Origin of the sequence: Burkholderia sp. BCC1972, assembly GCF_905339605.1 — a bacterium.
Lineage (GTDB): Bacteria > Pseudomonadota > Gammaproteobacteria > Burkholderiales > Burkholderiaceae > Burkholderia.
In genome coordinates this window covers 116,665-134,306 of record NZ_CAJPGH010000017.1, presented here as the reverse complement: position 1 = coordinate 134,306, position 17,642 = coordinate 116,665, and the positions used below count along the sequence as shown (strand labels likewise).

The 17,642-nt window shown below is 59.5% G+C and carries 14 protein-coding genes and 4 pseudogenes; 15 read left to right on the top strand and 3 right to left on the bottom strand.

The window, feature by feature from the left end:
- The first annotated feature begins 3 nt into the window (after nt 1–3).
- Together U5798_RS23545 and U5798_RS23540 are read left to right on the top strand one after the other, a co-directional pair.
- On the top strand, nt 4–1,947 hold the full coding sequence (locus tag U5798_RS23545; RefSeq protein WP_322083355.1) for an acyl-CoA synthetase: 1,944 nt from the start codon (nt 4–6) through the stop codon (nt 1,945–1,947).
- Between the two features lie 212 nt (nt 1,948–2,159).
- Entirely contained in the window at nt 2,160–2,885 is a 726-nt protein-coding gene (locus U5798_RS23540) for an OmpW/AlkL family protein (protein ID WP_321853275.1), read from the top strand.
- A 152-nt stretch (nt 2,886–3,037) separates the two neighbouring features.
- On the opposite strand, the pseudogene U5798_RS23535 reads toward U5798_RS23540, so the two are convergent.
- Nucleotides 3,038–3,909: pseudogene (locus U5798_RS23535) on the bottom strand (IS5 family transposase).
- An 85-nt stretch (nt 3,910–3,994) separates the two neighbouring features.
- On the opposite strand from U5798_RS23535, the pseudogene U5798_RS23530 reads away from it, so the two are divergent.
- Together U5798_RS23530 and U5798_RS23525 are read left to right on the top strand one after the other, a co-directional pair.
- Nucleotides 3,995–4,387, top strand: a pseudogene (locus U5798_RS23530) (nuclear transport factor 2 family protein); the annotation flags it as partial.
- Nucleotides 4,378–5,262: a pirin family protein gene (locus U5798_RS23525; RefSeq protein ID WP_322083354.1), complete on the top strand. Its 885-nt coding sequence runs from the start codon at nt 4,378–4,380 to the stop codon at nt 5,260–5,262. The pseudogene U5798_RS23530 and the gene U5798_RS23525, both read left to right, overlap by 10 nt.
- 153 nt (nt 5,263–5,415) lie before the next feature.
- On the opposite strand, the gene U5798_RS23520 is transcribed toward U5798_RS23525, so the two are convergent.
- Nucleotides 5,416–6,117: a helix-turn-helix domain-containing protein gene (locus U5798_RS23520; protein ID WP_322083353.1), complete on the bottom strand. Its 702-nt coding sequence runs from the start codon at nt 6,115–6,117 to the stop codon at nt 5,416–5,418.
- A 154-nt stretch (nt 6,118–6,271) separates the two neighbouring features.
- Here U5798_RS23520 and U5798_RS23515 point away from each other — a divergent pair, with 154 nt between their 5' ends.
- The 11 genes and pseudogenes from U5798_RS23515 to U5798_RS23470 form a co-directional block, all read left to right on the top strand.
- The gene (locus tag U5798_RS23515) at nt 6,272–7,135 is read left to right on the top strand and encodes an alpha/beta fold hydrolase (RefSeq protein WP_321853268.1); all 864 of its coding nucleotides are present in this window, start codon (nt 6,272–6,274) and stop codon (nt 7,133–7,135) included.
- Nucleotides 7,116–8,162 carry a VOC family protein gene (locus U5798_RS23510; RefSeq protein ID WP_321853266.1) on the top strand — a complete coding sequence of 349 codons (1,047 nt, stop codon included), beginning with the start codon at nt 7,116–7,118 and terminating at the stop codon, nt 8,160–8,162. Before U5798_RS23515 ends, U5798_RS23510 begins: the two co-directional genes overlap by 20 nt.
- Nucleotides 8,159–9,925, top strand: coding sequence for a bifunctional 3-(3-hydroxy-phenyl)propionate/3-hydroxycinnamic acid hydroxylase (locus tag U5798_RS23505; protein WP_321853264.1), 1,767 nt, complete (start codon nt 8,159–8,161; stop codon nt 9,923–9,925). Before U5798_RS23510 ends, U5798_RS23505 begins: the two co-directional genes overlap by 4 nt.
- Nucleotides 9,926–9,949: 24 nt before the next feature.
- Nucleotides 9,950–10,744: a 2-keto-4-pentenoate hydratase gene (locus tag U5798_RS23500; protein ID WP_321853262.1), complete on the top strand. Its 795-nt coding sequence runs from the start codon at nt 9,950–9,952 to the stop codon at nt 10,742–10,744.
- A gap of 11 nt (nt 10,745–10,755) precedes the next feature.
- Nucleotides 10,756–11,703, top strand: coding sequence for an acetaldehyde dehydrogenase (acetylating) (locus tag U5798_RS23495; protein WP_322083352.1), 948 nt, complete (start codon nt 10,756–10,758; stop codon nt 11,701–11,703).
- A gap of 11 nt (nt 11,704–11,714) precedes the next feature.
- Nucleotides 11,715–12,746: a 4-hydroxy-2-oxovalerate aldolase gene (gene dmpG, locus U5798_RS23490; protein WP_322083351.1), complete on the top strand. Its 1,032-nt coding sequence runs from the start codon at nt 11,715–11,717 to the stop codon at nt 12,744–12,746.
- 59 nt (nt 12,747–12,805) lie between these two features.
- Nucleotides 12,806–13,924, top strand: a complete 1,119-nt coding sequence (locus tag U5798_RS23485) for an amidohydrolase family protein (protein WP_321853257.1) — start codon at nt 12,806–12,808, stop codon at nt 13,922–13,924.
- Nucleotides 13,925–14,042: 118 nt separating this feature from the next.
- Nucleotides 14,043–14,768 (top strand): OmpW/AlkL family protein, encoded by a 726-nt coding sequence (locus tag U5798_RS23480; RefSeq protein ID WP_322083350.1) that lies wholly within the window; start codon nt 14,043–14,045, stop codon nt 14,766–14,768.
- A gap of 620 nt (nt 14,769–15,388) precedes the next feature.
- Nucleotides 15,389–15,988 (top strand): enoyl-CoA hydratase/isomerase family protein, encoded by a 600-nt coding sequence (locus U5798_RS23475; protein ID WP_322083395.1) that lies wholly within the window; start codon nt 15,389–15,391, stop codon nt 15,986–15,988.
- 220 nt (nt 15,989–16,208) lie between these two features.
- A pseudogene (locus U5798_RS37150) lies at nt 16,209–16,277 on the top strand (hypothetical protein); the annotation flags it as partial.
- 59 nt (nt 16,278–16,336) lie between these two features.
- Nucleotides 16,337–16,602, top strand: a pseudogene (locus U5798_RS23470) (transposase); the annotation flags it as partial.
- A gap of 35 nt (nt 16,603–16,637) precedes the next feature.
- Here U5798_RS23470 and U5798_RS23465 read toward each other — a convergent pair.
- Nucleotides 16,638–17,570 (bottom strand): hypothetical protein, encoded by a 933-nt coding sequence (locus tag U5798_RS23465; protein ID WP_322083349.1) that lies wholly within the window; start codon nt 17,568–17,570, stop codon nt 16,638–16,640.
- Between the last annotated feature and the right edge of the window lie 72 nt (nt 17,571–17,642).

Genomic DNA, 17,642 nt, shown 5'->3' with positions numbered 1-17,642 from the left:
GCCATGTCGGGAATCTCCACGCTTCACGATGTCGAGTCCATTGAGGCACGCGGCTTGCCGACCGACTTGCCGGCAAGCACCTACGAGATGTTCTGCCGGAGTGCAAAGCAGTATCCGGATGCTCCGGCCTTGAGTTTCTTCATGACGGTCGACGAGCATCGCGTGCCGCAGACATGGACGTATCGCGAGTTGCTCGCACGCATTACGCAGACGGCCAACTTCTTCGAAAGCATCGGTGTCGAGAAAGACAGTGTGATTGCATTCGTGCTGCCCAACCTGCCCGAAACGCATTTCGTGATTTGGGGCGGTCAGGCCGCGGGCATCGTTTGTGCGTTGAATCCGATGCTGGAAGGCGCGGCGCTTGCCGAACTGCTCAATGCGACTCAGGCAACCGTGCTGGTGACGCTGGCGCCGTTCCCGGGTACCGACATCTGGACGAAACTGCAGCCCCACCTGGAGTCGATCGGTTCGCTTCGGCATCTGGTTCTCGTGAATCTCGCAGATCGCGTGCGCGGTGCGAAGCACTATGCGGCGCAATTGATGCACGAGAACGAGGTCGAGCGGTTGCATGGTTCGGCTGCGCTGCGTGGCGCGGTACCGGACGATATTCGGATTCATAGTTTGAACAGTGCTGTAGCCGATCATCGAGGGGACCGCCTGAACAGTGACCGTTGCTTCTCGGCCGACGATGTCTCCTCTTTCTTCTGTACGGGCGGAACTACCGGTCTCCCGAAGATAGCGATGCGTCGGCACGGCAACGAAGTCGCTAACGCTTGGAGTACCGCACAAGTCCTGGGCGACGGAATCGGGCCAGGAAAGGTTGTCTTCTGTGGCCTACCGTTGTTTCACGTCAACGGCGTGCTGGTCACTGGCCTGCTGCCCTTCTCCAGAGGGGCGCACGTGGTTCTGGGGACGCCGCAAGGTTACCGTGGCGACGGCGTTGTGGCCCGGTTCTGGGAAATTGTCGAGCATCATCGGATCAATTTCTTCAGCGCCGTTCCGACGCTTTACGCATCCCTGCTGCAGGTACCGGTTGGAACGCACGACATCCAGTCGCTCGAATACGGCCTGTGCGGCGCAGCGCCGATGCCTGTCGAAGTGTTCCGCAACTTTCAGGAGCAAACTGGAATCAAGATTCTGGAAGGTTATGGTCTGACCGAAGCCACCTGTGTTAGCAGCGTAAACCCGCCTTTGGGTGACCGCCGGCTCGGCTCAATCGGCTTGCGTGTCCCGTTCCAAAGAATGAAAGCTGCCGTGCTCGACGAACGAGGTGCGCATATCCGTGATTGTGCGGTTGGCGAGGTTGGTGTGCTGCTCGTGTCGGGCCCCAATGTCTTCGCTGGCTACCGCTTACCGGAACAGAACAAAGGGCTGTGGGTCGATTGCGAGGCTGATGGACGTTGGCTGAACACCGGCGACTTGGCGCGTCAGGACGCTGAAGGATATTTCTGGCTGACTGGTCGAAAGAAGGAACTCATTATCCGCGGCGGGCACAACATCGATCCGCTCACGATCGAGCAACCGCTGCACCGTCACCCCGCAGTTGAGATTGCTGCTGCGCTTGGCAGGCCCGATCCACACGCGGGGGAATTGCCTGTTGCCTACGTTCAGTTGCGTGCAGGCGTAGTTGCTACTGAAGCGGAACTGCTTACCTTCCTCAAAGCGGAAATTCGGGAGAGGGCCGCAATGCCTCGCCAGGTTCATATCGTCGAATCGATGCCGCTGACCGCGGTCGGAAAGATTTTCAAACCGGAGCTCAAGCGACGCGAGACAAAGGACGCATTGGAAGGGGCGCTGCGTGACGGAGGTGTTGTGTTCCAGAGTCTTGCAGTCGTCGATGACAAGTCGCGGGGGATGATGGTGAGCGTGACCCTCAAAGATGCCGAATCGGAACAGATCGCGCGTCAGATCCTCGGCCGCTTCCCGTTCCAGTTCGACGTCGACTGACGAGGCGTCTGAAAAAACACTGATCGTATGTTGGGGGTCGGATATCGGATGAGTATTCGATCCTTTAATTTAGGATTACATAAATTATCGATAAAAACCAAATACTCCGTTTGTTTCGCGACTGATTCATTCCCGTCCGGAGCGGAGTTTTGGCGCTGTTCCGCAGTGTTTCTTGTTGTAGCAGTCACACATCAAAAATATTTGGAGACGAAATGAAACACGTAAGTAAAGCAGTCCTTTTGATGATCGCGACAACCTCGTTTGCCAACGCACAGTCTGCTGGGCAAGTTGTGGTGAATGCTGGGTGGTTGCATCTCGCGCCACAAGATTCGAGTCAGCCGTTAAGCATCCATGCATTCGGGCAAGCGAGCGAAGTCCCCGGGAGCGGGATATCCGTAGGGAACGCGGACACCTTTGCACTTACCGCGCGGTACTACGTGACGGATCATTTCGCGCTCGAGACGATTCTCGGCGTTCCTCCGAAGTTGCACATGACCGGTACCGGGACGATCTCTCAACTCGGTGACTTGGGGACGGCGCGAGCATGGAGCCCTGCACTACAACTCCAATACCATTTCGGCGAGTCGACCTCGCACTTTCGGCCGTATCTCGGGGCGGGGGTCGCATACGTCTGGTATCGGTCTATTCAGTTGAGTCAACCGGTTGCAACCGGTCAGATGCTCTATTCGCCGACTTTCGGGACGCAGCTCGAGGGTCCGACGTCGGTGACGATGAACAAGTCATTTGCGCCGGTCCTCAACGCTGGTCTGACATACAACATCAACGCACGTTGGTCACTCGGCGCGTCTGTGTCGTATATGTGGTCGACGGCCAAAGCGACGCTCACGACGCACTCTCCGATGGGGGTGGTCACCACGACGACCAAGGTGAAGATTAATCCGATCGTCAGTTTCGTTTCGATCGGCTACAAATTCTAGGCGTCGATATCTTGTGGATGTGGAGAGGGCGGAGCAAGCGGCAAGTGTGACGCTACATGTTGCCGAACTAGGCAGCATTGGATAGCTACACTGCTAGCGCGCGGGGTATGCGATCAACTTAAATGTTGATGCTTTTTCGGAGAAGGGCGATGTCAAACGCTAAGAGACGATTTCATAAAGGCGTGCTCTGCACGCCGGAGGGTATTCCAGTAGATCAGGCAGCAACCGAGTTTGAGGAATGCGCGGTGAATGTCGGCACGGCTCTCGAAACGAATACGGAGGCGACGGAAGTGATGCAGCCAGGCATGCGTGCGTTCAACGACCCAGCGATATTTCCTCAGGTCGCTGCCGTGTTCGGTGCGGCGCTTGGCGATCACCGGCTCGATACCGCGCTTGCGCAACGCGCTCCGAGTCGTAACCGCGATCGGCGTAGACCACGAGTGGTCGCTGCAGCGGGTGGCTGCGCAAGCCACGAATCGGCGCAATCGCGTCGATCAAAGGCAGCAATTGCGTGACGTCGTGGACGTTTGCGCCAGTCAGGATCGCGGGGAGCGGCGTGCCGTTGGCGTCGGTGACGATGTGGTACTTGGAACCGGGTCGCGCGCGATCGGTCGGATTGGGCCAGTTTTTGGCCAGCCCCAACGGCGCGGATCGATGATGTGATGAATCGACAGCGGCTCGCGAGAAGTCGATCTGGTCTGCTGAGCGCAGCTTCGCGAGCAGCAGTTCGTGCAAGCGGTTCCACACGCCGCCGGCCTGCCAGTCGCGTAGCCGTCGCCAACATGTCACACCCGAGCCGCATCCCATCTCGACAGGCAGCTCGCGCCATCGCACTCCCGTCTTGAGAACGAACAGGATGCCGGTCAGCGTAGCACGATTCGAAACAGGCAGACGGGCCCGGGTTCTTCTCGCGCCACGGCTACGCTGGCGGTAGTAACGGCTCGATCAGTGTCCACAATTCGTCGTCGATGATCGGCTTTCCCTTCTCCTCGGCCTCGGTTGTTCCGAGGCCAGAGGCTAACAATTAGCCACAGAAGTTAGCACCCCGAAACAGCCTTTTTGAAACCGTCTCTAAGGATTCCAGGAATGTTGCAACAGTAAAGGAGTATTACGCACGCGGCGACGCTGGTCGGACAGATCTCTTCGATCTGTTTTCCGACGATCTCAAGTTCTATTTCCCGAAGTTCGGGATCGGAGCCGGAAAGGCGACGTTTGCCGAGTTCATCACGGGGTTCATGACGGCAGTCAAGTCGATCTCGCATGATGTTGCAGCTATGAGAATCATCGAAGCCGGCGGCATTGTTGTTGTCGAAGGCGTCACGAATGGTACCTACTACGATGACAGATCGTGGTCCGGCGGAAAGACGTCGGGTGGCCGGTTCTGCAGCGTGTTCGAATTCAATGGCGAGGGCCTCATCAATCGCATGCACGTCTATCTCGATCCCGACTACATGGGCGACGATGCGCGCCGCTTTCTTTGGGGAGAATCCCGATGCTGGTGAACAGGCAAATCGTGCATCGCACTCGTGGCCATGGCCACGGACCGATCGTCCGGCTGATGAGTCCGTCCGATCTGGGAGAGATTCTGAAACCGTTCGTGTTTCTCGACATCTTCGACCTGGGGCGACTGGCTCTTCAGGCTATGGCCATGGGTGGGGGAATGCCGCTCCATCCGCACTCGGGCGTGGCAACCGTCACGGTGCTGGTCGAGGGCCGACTGCATTATGACGACCCGACGGCTGGTTCCGGCACGATCGAGTACGGAGGTGTTGAATGGATGCGTTCCGGTAGCGGTGTGTGGCACGGCAAGGAAATGTCGCCGTATGTGAACGTGTCCCGCGTCCTCGGCTTTCAGCTTTGGATTGCGTTACCACCCGAGCTCGAGAATGGAGAGCCGGAGTGCTGTTACGTCATTGAAAAAGACATGCGGCGGGCAGGTCCTGCCTACATTATCGTTGGCGAGTATGGGGGCGTCTCGAGCCCTGTTCCGGCGCCGGCAGGCATCAACTATCTGTTGGTCACGCTCAAGCCTGGCGAAAGCTGGACCTACTGGCCGCCAGTCCATCACTCTGTAGGTTGGCTGGCCCTCGCAAAGGGAGCACTTCAAACGGGTGAATCGATCGCCGCAGGTGAGATGGTGCTCTTCGAGCAGAACGAGGCCGCTATCGTATTGCGTGCATCAGGAAACGAGGATGCCGTTTTCGTACTGGGATCCGCCGTGCCGCATCCGCATGCGTTGCATCTCGGTCGGTACTCGGTTCACACGTCGGCGGAAGCGCTCATTGCAGGCGAACGCCGCATTGCCGAACTTGGCCGTGAGCTGGAAGAGAGCGGGACGCAACGTACTGCGTCGGGTACCACTCCGGTGATTCGCTAGTGCGTTGATCCCTGCATTGACCACCGTATGCCGAAGGCCCCTGCTATTTCGATTTCGGCAACGGAGATCCCGTTCAGATCTCTGTTTCCGCAAACGACGCGTGCAGCAGCGAACCAGCGAGATCATTCCCGACGGGCGTGAAGGTCGATGCCGTCAAACCGCGGATAGCATTTGAGCCTGCAGTCTCGCATGCCCTCGTTCGAGCAGTGACGTGGTGGGCACCTCGATCCGAGGTAACGCAGTGTCGACAAGCGCCTTGGTCTCCTGTCGATCGACGCCAAGTGCACGGAGGATCGCGGCAACGACGGGCTCCGGAGGGATATTTTCGGGGCCTTCGGTCGTGATTCTGAGGATGGTGGCCAGCACGGTTCCGGCGATCACGTCGAGCGCTGTTCCAACACCGACGTCATTGAAGCGGCCCAGTGACAAACCCTGCTGGATGTGAACAGGCAGGAAGACGTAAATGAGACTGCTTGGCCCGGCGGAGTGCAGGCCAGCCGCACAAATGAAACGGGCCAGTAGCGGATAGGTGCGCGCCGTGTGCAGGAACATTCGCACGCCGCATGCGATGCGTCGCGCCGGATCCTCGTATTCATGCACTTCCGCTTCAATCAAGCGCAGCAACTCATCGTTGAGTTCCTGAGTGACCGCAGCGAGCAGATCCTCGTTCGTTCGGAAGTACTTGTAGAACGTCCCCTGCGAAACCTCCGCCGCGGCAATGACGTCCTGGATGATGCTTGCCCCGACCCCCTTGTCTGCAAACACCAGCATCGCGCTTTCGATCAGTCGAGCGCGCATCCGTTCACGCCGCTCTGCGGCAACGCGGGTCCGATGATCAACGGTAGTTTCACTCATGACGGAATTATACGGCGCCACAACACGCGCTCCTGCAGCCTAGGTGAAAACGAGTATGTTGTCATGATGACAAAGATCTCATTATTAGATCAAGCAAGTTCAATCACCTTCCTGGAGCGACGACGCCGTGAATGCACCGTCCGTGACTCGCGCAATGAACCAACGCACCGTTCGAGTCGGTGCGCGGAACATCTTTTTTACCGAACTGGGAGAGGGGCCTGTTGTCCTCATGCTCCACGGGGGCGGTCCTGGTGCTTCCGGGATGTCGAATTACTCGCGCAACGTCGAAGCCCTCGCTTGTCACTATCGTGTCGTCGTACCTGACATGCCCGGCTACGGTAAATCGACGAAGGGACTTGACCGCGCAGACCCCTTTGGCGATCTGGCCACGAACCTGCTCGGGATGCTGGATGCACTGAATATTCGGCGCGCGCATGTGATCGGCAACTCGCTGGGTGGCGCATGTGCGCTCCGCATGACGCTGGAACGCCCTGCCGCAATCGGGCGCCTCGTGTTGATGGGCCCGGGCGGTGTGGATACGACGCGCGGGTTGCCCACTCCCGGCCTCAAGCGTTTGCTGAACTACTACAAGGGCGAAGGTCCTTCGTTACAAAAGCTAACGACGTTCATCCGGGGCGACCTCGTGTACGACGGCAGCTTGGTTCCCGATTCGACGATTCAGGAGCGCTTTCAGTCCAGCATCGATCCGGAGGTCGTGGCCAGCCCGCCGTTGCTCGGTCCCAAGGGCATCCCGCAGTTCAAGAAGGTGGATTTCACGCGGGACCCGCGATTGGCGTCGGTGCAGAATCCGACGCTCGTGCTGTGGGGCACGGAGGATAAGGTCAATCGTCCCAGCGGCGCGCATTCGCTTCAGCGGCGCATGCCGAACTGTGACGTACACCTGTTCAGCAAGACCGGTCACTGGGTGCAGTGGGAACGTGCCGACGAATTCAATGCCATGGTATTGGCGTTCCTGGCGCAGGACAGAGCTGACGCTCATGCTGCCCGTACTCGCTGACTCGGAGCTTGTTGCCATGCCAGCCATTGCGAGTTCGTCGTCCGCGCCGAACAGTTTGTTCGGTCGGATCCGTATGGGTTATTTGCTGGCCGAATCCACCCGATTGGACGAATGGAGGAAATTCGTCGCGGAAGGGCTCGGGCTGCATGTGGATCGTCCTCGATCCGGTGTGCTTGCGTGCCGCATCGACTCGCACCAACGGCGGTTGATCGTCCGTGAGGGGCGTGCGGAAGACGTCGATGCAATCGGCTGGCAACTGGCCGATGACGCGGCGCTGAAGCTCGCATTTAAACGCCTTGCCGCGTTTGGCGTCAGCGTGAAGGAAGGAAGTGCCGAAGAGGCCGAGCTGCGAGGTGTGAAGCGCTTCTGGTTCTTCGCGGGCCCGAAAATGCTGCGCACCGAACTCTTTACCGACCCGGTGCTGACCGATTTGCCGTTGAACATGAAAGCGAGCGGATTCGTCACCGGCGCCTCTGGCATGGGGCACGTTGCGATTACGACTCGTCAACCGGAGGCCATGCAGGCGTTCTGGAAAATGGTGTTCGACGCCCGGCTTTCCGACGAAATCGAAGACAAGATCGACGGCCTGAGTCTCGACTTCGCCTTCCTTCGATTGAATGAGCGCCACCATTCGCTTGCGACTGCATCGACACGCGGCATTCGCGTGAATCCGTTGCGCACGCAGATCCATCACATGAATCTCCAGTGCGCGTCGCTGGACGATGTGACCCAAGCCTATCTGCGGTGTCGGGCAATGGGCTATCCGATTGCCAATGCGATCGGCCAGCACCCGAATGACCGCGAGCTTTCCTTCTACGTCGAGACTCCGTCCGGGTTCGAGATCGAACTGGGCTGGAATCCGATCGTGGTGGACGAGCACGCGTGGCGCACGACGACCTATCAGGGCATCAGCCTGTGGGGCCATCGCCCCGAGAACCTGAGTCTGCGCGTCAGGCTGGGCCGTGCCCGTCGTGCGCTCGCCTCGCTGATGCACCCCGAATTCACTATACAAGGAGACCAGTCATGAACGCAGTGCATCAGGACGATGCGTGCGACGTCGCGATCGTAGGGCTCGGGCCGACCGGTCTCGTGCTGGCGCACATGCTCGGGCAGGCGGGCCATCACGTCGTCGTACTCGAGCGCGAGCCGGTTTTTTACGGCAACGCACGGGCGGTGTACACCGACGACGAGTGCATGCGCATTTTCCAGCATCTCGCTGTGGCCGATGAACTTCAGGCGCGGATGATGATGGAGACGCCGGTGCAACTCGTTCGCCCGGACGGCACGCCGATCACGCAGTACATGCCGCGCAAGCGCCCGCTTGGCTGGCCGGTCATCAACTTCTTCTATCAACCGTATCTGGAAACGACGCTGTCCGACGCGCTGTCGCGGTATCCGAACGTGGATATCCGCCGTGGACGTGAAGTCGTCGAATTTTCGCAAGACGGCGAAGGTGTCAGCATCGTGCATCAGGCTACGCGAGAAGCTCGATTCAGCGACAGCACGGATGCGCGGACGAGCGTGAACACCGATCCCGACGCCCGGTCGATGCGGGCACGCTACATGATCGGCGCGGACGGTGGTCGCAGCATCGTGCGTACGCGGCTCGGCATTGAAATGGCCGGCAAGAGTTTCCCGGAGCCGTGGCTCGTCGTGGACATCGAGCGCAAGCCGGGTACGGACGCGCTGCGTCATCTTCCTTACTTCAATTTCGTCGTCGACCCGAAGTTGCCGGTCGTGAGCTGTGTGCAGCCTGACAAGTTTCACCGGTTTGAATTCATGCTGATGCCCGGGGAAACGAAAGAGAACATGGAGCGGCCCGAGACGGTGCGCAGGTACCTGTCCAAATTCGTCGATCCGGACCAGTTCGTCGTCAAACGCAAGCTCGTCTATACATTCAATGCGCTGATCGCGGCCAAATGGCGGGTCGGCCGTGTGCTGCTGGCCGGCGACGCTGCGCACATGACGCCACAGTTCATGGGGCAAGGCGCCAGTTCCGGTGTGCGCGACGCATACAACCTCGGCTGGAAACTGGACCTTGTGTTACGTGGCGTCGCCGGTGACGCGATGCTGGATACCTATCAGTCGGAGCGTCACGCGCATGCAAAGGCAATGATCGACATATCCGTGTTGCTGAAGAACGTCGTGTCGGCGAGAAATCCGCTCGCGACGCTCGTGCGCGATACCTCCCTCGCGATCATCAGAACGATTCCACCGCTGAAGCGCTGGTTCCAAGAGGGAGGATTCAAGCCCGCTCCCGTCTACAGAAAGAATGCCTATCTCGGTATGCCGCGACGTCGTCGGAACGGACCGGAGGGTGCTTTGGCGCCGCAACCCGAAGTGCGCCGGTTTGATGGTTCACGACAGCGGATGGACGATCTGCTCGGGCGTGGATTTTCGCTCGTCGGATTGAACGTCGATCCGACCCGGTACCTGGACGAAGTGTCGGCGAAAGCGATGCAGACGTTGTCGGTGCAGTGCGTCACGTTGTATCCGTACGGTGGACGTCCGCAGGGCCTCAACGGCGTTGACCGCGATAACCGGAATGGTGGGGTGACGGAAGTCGAGGATATCAACGGCGACATGGTCTCCTGGTTCGTGAAGGCGGGGTTCAGCGATAAGGCAGTGGCGATCCTGAGGCCGGACCGATTCGTGTTCGCCGTCGTTCCCGTGACCGAACTCAATCGCACGGTAATGCGACTGCGCGACCAACTTGGCATGCCCATCGCCGGAAGGAGCCCTCGCACCTCTGCTTCGGCAAGCGCGCCTTCCATGGCCAAAGCAGCCTGAATTTCGATTTCCATACCATCAATCATGTCTCAATCGCCTGATCACACTTGCATTCAAGCCGCAGCCGAAGCGCTGCACAGTGCGCGCGCAACGCGTACCGCGGTCGAACCGATTGCTCCGCGGTTCGGCATTTCCGGGTTGGAGGCCGCTTACGCCGTCGCCGAAGCGAATACGGCAGAACGAATTGCCGCTGGACAGCGCATCGTGGGGAAAAAAGTCGGATTGACTTCGATCGCGGTACAGCAGCAACTGGGTGTCGACCAGCCCGACTTCGGCGTGCTGTTCGACGACATGGAGTATCTCGACGGCGACGATGTTCCGATGAATCGACTGCTGCAGCCGAAGATCGAAGCGGAGGTCGCATTTGTCGTCGGGCGAGATATCGACGACGAAGCACCGAGCTACAGCCGTGTTCTGTCTTCGCTGGCCTATGCGCTGCCGGCCCTCGAGATCGTGGACAGCGCGATTACGGACTGGCGGATCTCGCTCGAGGACACCGTCGCGGACAATGCCTCATGCGGTCTGTATGTGCTGGGCCATCAGCCGATCGCAGTTGGCCAGCTCTCGCTCGGCGAACTGGGCATGTCGATGACGAAGCAGGGCAAGACCGTGTCGACTGGCGTCGGTGCAGCCTGTCTTGGCCATCCGTTGCGTGCGGTCTATTGGCTGGCCTGCACGATGGCGCGCTGCGGTCAGATGCTGCGCGAAGGCGACGTGATCCTGTCCGGCGCACTGGGACCGATGGTGCCGGTGACGGGGGGCGACGCGATTCATGCGCAGATCGGCGCACTCGGCAGCGTGCGCTGTCGCCTCGTTTAAGGAGCGTATCGATGAGCAAGAAACTCAAGGTCGGCATCATCGGTAGCGGGAACATCGGTACGGATCTGATGATCAAGATCCTGCGGCACGGCGAACACATCGAGATGGGTGCGATGGTCGGAATCGACGCTGCATCGGACGGACTGCAGCGTGCTGCCCGCATGGGCGTCGCCACGACGCACGAAGGCGTCGAAGGACTCAGTCGGATGCCGCTGTTCGAGGACATCGACATCGTGTTCGATGCAACGTCTGCGTCGGCACACACCCGCAACGACGCATTCTTGCGAGCGATCAAGCCTGGCATCCGCTTTGTGGATCTCACGCCGGCGGCAATCGGCCCGTATTGCATTCCGGTGGTGAACGGCGAGCGCCATCTCGATGCGCTCAACGTCAACATGGTGACTTGCGGAGGGCAAGCGACAATCCCGATGGTAGCGGCCGTGTCGGGGGTCGCGAATGTCCACTACGGCGAGATCGTGGCATCGATTTCCAGCAAGAGCGCGGGACCCGGTACGCGCGCCAACATCGACGAATTCACCGAAACGACGTCGCGGGCAATCGAGGCGGTCGGCGGAGCGGCCAAGGGGAAAGCCATCATCGTGCTTAACCCTGCCGAGCCGCCGCTCATCATGCGCGATACGGTGTATACGCTCAGCGATTTCGCCGACGAAGGTCGGATCGAGGAGTCTGTCGCCCGAATGGCCGAGGCGGTTCAGTCCTATGTGCCTGGCTATCGCCTGAAACAGCGTGTGCAATTCGATCGCATCGAAGCCGATCGGCCGATCCGGATTCCGGGCGTCGGTGAGCGCATGGCGGGCCTCAAGACTTCGATCTTTCTCGAAGTCGAAGGCGCAGCCCACTATCTGCCGGCATACGCCGGCAACCTCGACATCATGACGAGCGCCGCCAAGATCACGGCAGAGAAAGTCGCCGCCCGCCTGCTGGCCAACGCAACGTGAGTTTCGCTCCTATGGACAAGAAGATCTATATCTCCGACGTGACGCTGCGCGATGGCAGTCATGCGATTCGTCACCAGTACAGCGTCGCACAAGCACAGAAGATTGCGCTTGCGCTCGACGAGGCCCGGGTCGATTCAATTGAAGTGGCACATGGGGACGGCCTGCAGGGAGGAAGCTTCAACTACGGCTTCGGCGCGCATACCGATGTCGAATGGATCGAAGCCGTTGCCAGCGTAGTCAAGCATGCGAAGGTCGCCACGTTGTTGTTGCCCGGCATCGGTACCGTGCGCGATCTTCGGGCAGCGTACGATGCGGGCGCGCGAATCGTGCGCGTTGCCACGCACTGCACGGAAGCCGACATCTCACGCCAGCACATCGAATACGCACGCGAGCTGGGCATGGAGGCGGTGGGCTTCCTGATGATGAGTCATATGCAGACGCCAGAGGGGCTGGCCGAGCAGGCAAAGCTGATGGAAAGCTATGGTGCGACCTGCTGCTACGTTGTGGATTCTGGTGGCGCGATGAACATGAACGACGTCCGCGATCGCGTGCGAGCGTTCAAGGACGTGTTGAAACCGGAGACCCACACGGGTATTCATGCGCACCACAACCTGAGCCTCGGCGTGGCGAACTCGATCGTTGCGATCGAAGAGGGCTGCGATCGGGTCGACGCGAGTCTGGCGGGGATGGGGGCCGGCGCGGGCAATGCACCGCTCGAAGTGTTCATTGCGGCGGCCGATCGCCTCGGCTGGCGTCACGGCACGGATCTGTACCGGTTGATGGATGCAGCGGACGACATCGTGCGACCGCTCCAGGATCGCCCAGTACGGGTCGACCGGGAAACTCTCGCGCTCGGTTACGCCGGCGTGTACTCGAGCTTTCTGCGCCACGCTGAACTGGCCGCAGGGAAATACGGGCTCGGCACGGTCGATATCCTGGTCGAACTGGGACGACGGAGAATGGTGGGCGGTCAGGAAGACATGATCGTCGACGTCGCGCTGGACTTGTTGCACGCGCGCGCCGATTCAGGCATCGCATCGTAGGCAACCTCACGACGTCTCGCCGTCGCCGTCCCGGTTTCTGACCAGCGTGGCGATTCATCGTGAATTTGATCACACATAAAAATTTCGTAATCCATATTGATGATTGCGTATTGGAGCGTGCCGTGCACCGCATAGACGTCCATCACCATTTCATTCCTCCTGCATACCGGGACGCGATGTCGAGGCACGGCCTGCACAAAGTTGCAGGTGCGCCACTTCCGGAATGGAGCGCGGATGCGTCACTTGACGTCATGAACGCGAATGCGATCCAGACAGCCTTGCTGTCGATTTCGGCGCCGGGTGTGTATTTCGACGATGTGGAAGAAGCACGCAAACTCGCACGCCAATGCAATGAATATACGGCGGGCTTGTGCGATACGTATCCTGGGCGCTTCGGCTCGTTCGCCGTTCTGCCGATGCCCTTCACCGAGCATGCATGTTCGGAAACTGTCCATGCACTCGATGTACTGAAGGCAGACGGTGTCGTGCTGCTCGGTAGCACGGAAGGGAAGTTTCTCGGTGCGCCGGAATTCGATGAACTGATGGCCGAGCTCGATCGCCGCCACGCAGTCGTTTTCGTTCATCCGAATCTGCATCGGACGAGCGAGGAACTCGGGCTCGGTGCACCCGGTTTTTTGATCGAATTCCTGTGCGATACGACGCGCGCCGCGCTTAACCTGATGCTGACAGGGACGCTGGAGCGTTACCCGAACATTCGCTGGATTCTCGCTCATGCGGGCGGATTTCTGCCTTACGTCGCGTGGCGGCTGTCGCTTGCTAACCTCATGCCGGAATACGTGTCGATGGTGCCTGCCGGCGTGCTGACGTATATCCGACGATTTCACTTCGATACCGCGCTGTCGCCTGCGGCCTATCCGCAGGCCGCGCTGCGCGAACTGGTCGAGCCATCGCAGATTCTCTTCGGTAGCGATTTCCCGTTCGCGCCGGCACCCGTGACCGCCATGCAGCGTGACGCCCTCGAACGATCGCCCGTCTGGAACACGGAAGCGCGCGCTGGGATCGAGCGTGACAACGCGCTGTGCCTGTTCCCGCGCTTTGCAGGCGCCGGAGAGCGTGTCGCGGGTGTACCAGCACACGACGATGGACCTTTGACGTCGCTGAAGCGCGCTGCGGCCGGCGCGAGCGTTCGGTTGATCGATCGGCTCAGAGATCGCTGAATCCCGTTCCGTTCCGAAGGTCAGGTGCGTGCGCCTGGCGGGCGACTTCTGTCCGGCGCCGTATGGCGGTAATTCCCCAGCAGAGTAGTACCCAGATATCACAAAAATCGGAGACAACATGAAACATACGAGCGCGGCAATTCTCTTGTCCATCGCGACGATCTCGGCTGCCCACGCACAATCGGCGGGGCAGTGGATGGTCAACGCTGGATGGCTGCACATGGCGCCGCAGGACTCCAGCCAACCTCTGACGGTCAACGCGCTCGGGCATTCCAATACGGTTGCGGGAAGTGGCGCGAGCGTCGCCGATACTGACACGTTCGCACTTACCACAACCTATTTCGTAACGGACCATGTGGCGCTGGAGACGATTCTGGGTGTTCCGCCGAAACTGCATCTCAGCGGGACCGGAACGCTTGCGGGGCTCGGAGAACTGGGAACGGCGCGCGCCTGGAGTCCGGCCATTCTCGCGCAGTACCACTTCGGCGAGCCGTCGGCGCGCTTTCGGCCGTACGTCGGTGCTGGTGTCTCCTACGTGTGGTTCAAGAACGCCGAGCTCAGCAACAAGGTGGCGACCGGAGAGTTCCTTTATTCGCCGACGTTTGGGACGCGGCTGGAAGGGCCAACCTCTGTAACGTTGAGCAAGTCGTTTGCGCCGATCATCAATGCGGGCCTGAACTACAACATCGATTCGCACTGGTCGGTCGGAGTTTCTGCCGCATACGTATGGCTCTCGACCAAGGCAACACTGACGACTCGATCAGCCGTCGGTGCAGTGACCAGTACAACGAAGGTAAAGATCAATCCGATCATCACCTTCGTGTCTGTCGGATACCGGTTTTAAGATACCGGAAAGTGAATGTGAGGTCCGTTTGCTGAGCCGAGGAGGCTACGAGCAGCAAATGCACCTACTTGGAGGACAAGGGGGAAGAAGCGGAGATGCTTTGGCGGCACACAACACGATGGCCTGAACTGTTGATCAGGCATAGCAGTTCCCGTCGTTGCTGCGCTACATCCGCTTTTACTTGGTCATGATGAACCCACTGGGCGTCCGGGGCATCGGCTTCCCCAATTCCCTGAAGAACCTGTGCATGAAACCGGGGCGTCGTAGTCACGGCTCATCGACAACTCCTCCTTTTCTGCTGCCCATATTGCTTTGAGCCGCGACCGCTGTCACAGCGGCGCTTCCTTCAAATCGGTACCAGAAGAGCGTTGCGCATGTCGCCCCGAAACATCGGTTGCGGCGCAGTGTACGGTCATATTCATGAGAAGCTTGTAGGCTGCGGTACCGAATCATGAGAATTCAGGGACCACAAAATTCTCATGAATGTGCCTTACCCATTGATTTATATAGGCACAAAAAAGCGGATTCGCTGAGACCCTACAGTTGCCCGACGAAGCCGGCTACCGGCAGGTGATGGTCGATACACCTGCGCCGCTTTATCGATTTGACAGGGCCCGACGCTGTCCGGTGCGGATACAGTCGCCTGCAAGCTTGCCGATGTGTGCGTGTGTCACGAATCGCTCGATGGGATCGAGACGCGATTGGAGGCGATGGCCTTCGACGGCGACGTGCAGGCAGAATTACATGCCGTCTTTGTGCCGGCCGGTGCCGAGAGTCCGGCCGAAAGCAGCTTGTTGCCGTTTATGCAGTTGATCCGCAAGTACTTTGCATCGCGCGTTAGCGTCGAAAGCATCGTCGATGCTTTGCAAGTGGATCTTCGCCACGACGGACCGCAAGCTGAGCAAGCCTGGCTACGGGACACGCTGACGGCGCTGACCTTATATTCACCGACGATGCTGGTGGTAACTCGCGAGGCACTGCTGCGCGGTCGCGAAATGTCACTAGCGGAATGTTTCCGTATGGAGTTGGACATCGTTTCGCATGCGCTGGAGGACGGCGATTTCCATGAGGGCGTTCGCGCACATCTGATTGATAAGGATCGTCATCCGCGTTGGGTGCCCGGAACGCTTGCCGAGATGACGCCTGAACGCATTCAGTGGTTCTTCGCCTCGTCATGGCCGAGCGAAGCGCATCCTCTTGTCGGCCTGATGGACAAGTAAAGAAGGGTACGTTTCAGCACGGGGAAAATTAATTGGGGCCGGGCACTTTGAGCCCTGTAAGATTGAGGCCAAGCCGTGCTCTTAGAGGCAATCAATGCGACAACCACTCGTCGATGTGCGCCGACTGCTAAGCGCCACCGCGACCAGCCTTTGAGCGACGTTTCAGGAAAGCGCCGCTAGCTCTCGTCCGGACCATAAACGAGGGCCTCGCGAGGCGCATGTGCGGCGATTCCTGCGCGAGCGCCTGCCGCCCAAATGGGGCGTGACAGGCGGGCAAGTCTTCCATCGCGACGCCACGTCGGCCGAGTTCGACTTGCTCATCTATGACGCGCTGAACTGTCCAAGCTGGACGCTCGACAACAGCGACCGTTGGAGATCCCGGGGATCGGCCCGGTCACGGTCAGCGTGCTGGAGACGGAATTGGGCGATGCCCGGCAGTTCACTTCGGCACGCCAGTTCGCAGCGTTGATCGGGCTGGTACCGCGCCAATACGACACCGGCGGCAAGCCGACGCTGCTGGGGATCAGCAAGCGCGGCGACAGGAATCCCAGGCGACCGCGCGGCCGTGTGCGCGAGTCATCATGCAGCGGATCGAACGACACACCGATCAAATTCCAAAATCACCGCAAGCTTCAGCCGCGCAATGGATTCACTCGACTGCGTTGCGATCGGCAAATTCGAACGGGTCTCGTCGGAGCACCAGTCGAAGTACCAAATAAAAGGCGACGAAGCCGAGCCCAAAAGTCAGTAGGCCGCCTAGTTGCGTAACGAGCCAGCCATAGTTCGCATTAGCGACGATCCAGGCCGGCATCGCGATGAAAGCGTAAATGCCTGCCACCGACATCGGGGTGATGAATGCCATCGCCAATGCCTTCCAGCCCTGCAAGGTATCGCGGAAACGCCAGGCGAACGCGGCGGCAAGAAAAACGCCAACCGAATTGCATGGCGTCCACCACCACGGGTGAAGCCTGATGAGCACGAGTGGCTGATTGCCGTAGTAATGCCAAACGCCCATCGCCAGCAGGATTTCCTCGAAGATGACGCCGCTGAGCGCTGCGCCAAACCACGTCAGCCAGAGGGATCTGGTGGTCGGGTTCGATGCAATGATTCTAAAGATCAAATAGGTGAAAGCGCCGTATCCGAACCAACCGGCCACGATAAAAAACGGCATCTCGCGTCCGAAGATCTTGTACGCGACGACGTCCGGGGCCCATGGGTAGTAAGCGGCGCCCATGATGTCGACGAACACTTCGGGAAAATCGACGAACACGCCGCTGATCGCGATCATCAACGGCAGGACTGTTCTCGCCCGGACGAGGTCGCAAAGACCGTAAGCAACGCCGACCAGGCCGAAGACACCCATGGCGACGGTTGCGATGAGATGGTTCGTCCTCTGAAACGGCACCCCGCGGGGCAGCGAGGGAAGTCCGAACGTGGGATCGATGCCGACCACGTGATGCGGCTGCAGGGCCGTGAGCACGAGCGATAGGACGACGAAGGCGAGACCGACACCGACGACAATCGCCAATGTTCGGGGCGACAGACGCGCGCTTTTGGAAACTTTGGAAACAGTGGTTACCATCGCCCGATTTCCTTTCCTGACAATGTTCAGGGTTGCCTGGATGATTTAACTAAACGTATGTAGACAGTCGCC

Excerpts from the sequence above, each read along its gene's own strand:
- U5798_RS23545 (WP_322083355.1), top strand. The coding sequence starts at position 4 with ATGTCGGGAATCTCCACGCTTCACGATGTCGAGTCCATTGAGGCACGC.
- U5798_RS23540 (WP_321853275.1), top strand. The coding sequence starts at position 2,160 with ATGAAACACGTAAGTAAAGCAGTCCTTTTGATGATCGCGACAACCTCG.
- U5798_RS23525 (WP_322083354.1), top strand. The coding sequence starts at position 4,378 with ATGCTGGTGAACAGGCAAATCGTGCATCGCACTCGTGGCCATGGCCAC.
- U5798_RS23520 (WP_322083353.1), bottom strand. The coding sequence starts at position 6,117 with ATGAGTGAAACTACCGTTGATCATCGGACCCGCGTTGCCGCAGAGCGG.
- U5798_RS23515 (WP_321853268.1), top strand. The coding sequence starts at position 6,272 with ATGAACCAACGCACCGTTCGAGTCGGTGCGCGGAACATCTTTTTTACC.
- U5798_RS23510 (WP_321853266.1), top strand. The coding sequence starts at position 7,116 with ATGCTGCCCGTACTCGCTGACTCGGAGCTTGTTGCCATGCCAGCCATT.
- U5798_RS23505 (WP_321853264.1), top strand. The coding sequence starts at position 8,159 with ATGAACGCAGTGCATCAGGACGATGCGTGCGACGTCGCGATCGTAGGG.
- U5798_RS23500 (WP_321853262.1), top strand. The coding sequence starts at position 9,950 with ATGTCTCAATCGCCTGATCACACTTGCATTCAAGCCGCAGCCGAAGCG.
- U5798_RS23495 (WP_322083352.1), top strand. The coding sequence starts at position 10,756 with ATGAGCAAGAAACTCAAGGTCGGCATCATCGGTAGCGGGAACATCGGT.
- dmpG (WP_322083351.1), top strand. The coding sequence starts at position 11,715 with ATGGACAAGAAGATCTATATCTCCGACGTGACGCTGCGCGATGGCAGT.
- U5798_RS23480 (WP_322083350.1), top strand. The coding sequence starts at position 14,043 with ATGAAACATACGAGCGCGGCAATTCTCTTGTCCATCGCGACGATCTCG.
- U5798_RS23465 (WP_322083349.1), bottom strand. The coding sequence starts at position 17,570 with ATGGTAACCACTGTTTCCAAAGTTTCCAAAAGCGCGCGTCTGTCGCCC.